Source organism: Kitasatospora sp. NPDC088351, assembly GCF_040685575.1.
GTDB lineage: Bacteria > Actinomycetota > Actinomycetes > Streptomycetales > Streptomycetaceae > Kitasatospora.
Genome location: NZ_JBFBIL010000133.1, coordinates 1 through 2,501, shown reverse-complemented (window position 1 = coordinate 2,501; position 2,501 = coordinate 1). Strand labels below are relative to the sequence as shown.

At 67.1% G+C, this 2,501-nt stretch carries 1 protein-coding gene; it reads right to left on the bottom strand.

Annotated features, from left to right (window positions below; translation table 11 throughout):
• Window positions 1-789: 789 nt before the first annotated feature.
• Window positions 790-1,803 (bottom strand): IS110 family transposase, encoded by a 1,014-nt coding sequence (locus AB0P06_RS36800; RefSeq protein ID WP_363615360.1) that lies wholly within the window; start codon window positions 1,801-1,803, stop codon window positions 790-792.
• Between the last annotated feature and the right edge of the window lie 698 nt (window positions 1,804-2,501).

Below are 2,501 nucleotides of genomic sequence, written 5' to 3'. Positions count from 1 at the left end.
ACCAAGAAGCAGTAGCCGACCGAACCCCCGCAGCCAGCAGCCCTCTCCCCAACCTCAACTCGAAACGGACATCAACTCTCGAACCGCCCTCTGAGTATCCCGAGTCACTTCCTTGTATGCGGTTGCCCACGGAGTGTGGCTGAGGGGTGTGGCGGAAGGGGGACCGGTGGGGCCTTGCCGGGGACCACGCGTTGCTCACCATTGCCTCTGAGTCGCCTTTCGCGGAACGAACAGCGTGGGCTGTCTACCGTCTGACGTGCAGCGATGGCTATGGCCGGGCGACTGGGGGTCAAGGGGTCGCAGGTTCAAATCCTGTCGTCCCGACAGGGGTTCGCCCCATTATCGCACCCATGAGGGCCGGGCCCGTCAAGCGCGCGTAGGTTCCTGGCCTCGGGTTTCGTCCTGCTGTTGCCGGGGCTGCGTGGTCTTCGGGGCTTCCTCGTAGTCGCTGGTGCTGCCGCCGTGTGGGAGGAGTCCAGTTGGAGCGCCCGGAGCCCGACGAGGGACGAGCGGGCGAGGACGAACGAGCTGGACACCGATGCGCGGCGGCAGACAGTGGGCAGCCGATGAAGCGTGAAGTTCTTCTGGGATGTGGATCGTTGGCGTCCCCGGCAGGTGGTCCGCGTGTGGTGTCACATGCACCCATCCGGCATCTGGCCGGTGTGGCCGGCGCCATGACCGTGGTCCGGGGACCGGGCTGCTCAGTCAGGTCATCGAGCGCGGCGGAGCCGTCTCATGCGAAATTTCGAGCGCACCCGGGGTCTGCGGGCGATCCGCACGGTGGCGGTTTCATCGGGCTGGTCGCTTGCGCTGGTCCCGCTCGAAACGAGGGTCGCGCAGGAGGTGGTAGGCGCGGGTGAGGAGCTTGCGGGCGATGGCGGTGGTGGCGATCTTCTTGCCGCGCCTGGCGGCGATGGCCTGGTAGGTGTCAGCGAAGACGGGGCTGCGCTTGGCGGTCTGGGCGGCCTCGCACAGGATCCAGCGCAGCCAGGCGGAGCCCTGTTTGGAGATGTGCCCCTGGTGGACGGTGAGGTCCGAGGCGCGGACGGTGGGGGTGAGGCCGGCCCAGGCGGCGAGCTTGCGGGCGGAGGGGAAGCGGGTGACGTCGCCGACCTCGGCGAGGATCACCAGCGCGGTGAGCGTGCCGACACCGGGCAGCTCCATGAGGGCCTTCACCCGCGGGTCGCCCCTGGCGTGCGCGGCGAGCTGCTTGTCGAGGGCGTCGATCGGCACCTGCAGGGCGTCCATGACCTGCAACAGGTCGTCCACCACGCGACGGGAGGCGTCCGGGAGCTCCAATGACGCGAGCCAGTTGCGGCCGGGACCGGTGAAACAGCTGCCGGGCCGGTCGTGGCCGAGGCCGGCCAGGACCGCGTGGACGCGGTTGCGCATGAGCGTCCGCAACCGCACCAGCTGGAAGCGGTGGCGGAGCAGGGCCCGCTGCTGGCGTACCTCCAGCGGGGCGATCCACGCCTCCGGCAGGAGGTCGGCCCGCAGCAGCCGGCCCAGGATCGCGGCGTCGACCTTGTCGTTCTTCAGCCTGGCCGAGGCGATCGCCTTGCACCGCAGCGGGTGGACCAGGTGCGGCTGGTATCCGTAGTCCTCCAGGAGTTCGACCAGCCAGCCCCAGCCGTAGGCGGCCTCGAACGCGACCGGGGTGCCGATCGGCAGGTCCCCGATGACCCCGAGCACCGTCTCCACGCCGTTGGGGACGTTGCGGTTGACCCGCACCGCACCGTCCTCGTCGATCACGGCGATCTGGGACCTCTTGCGGTGCACGTCGATACCGACGTAGACAGACATTGAGGGCCTCCTTTCCGAGCCCGTGTACATACCCGGACGATAGGCACCGCCCGGATGAGCAGGGAAGGGGGCCCGGCCCTCATATGGTCAGGTCAGAGGCCGTTTTCTCGTTCGCGAGGAAGCGGCCTTTGGTGTATACCAGGGCCTGCCTCTCACGTTCGTCTCACGGTTTCACGGTTCGACATCGGGGGCGGAGGTCGCTTGGCGTCGTGAGCTGGTGACTATCTGCGTCGTTTCTACCTTTATATCTGCTCTGGCGGTCACAACTATGGTTTAGATGGTTGCTAGCCGTGATCGCGGGCTCAGCCTGACGGGTGCGCACTTGACGCTTTCTGGCGCTGATCAAGTGCGCGCCGTCAGGTTCTGCGGCTGCCTTTGTGACGGATGAATCGGGAGATGATGGGCGGCCGCAGCTCAATTCGTCGCGCGGCTCGATGTGAGGCCGCTCCTGGTGCGGAGTCAGGGCGGTTGCAGCCGAACCTCCTTTGGCGGCAACCGCAGCAACTGGTCGTCTCGAAGCTATCGGCTGTACGCCCAGTGATCGTGGGGTCCCGCCTGGCCGGTAGAGCTGGGCGGGACCTCCCTTTACTGATCGGTCAGCTGTTAGGGCGCGTATTCGGTCGTGATCAATCTGTGTGATTCACCTTCGCGGCGGGTCCTGATCCGGTAGACCGTGGTGTGTGACGCGAGCGCAACTG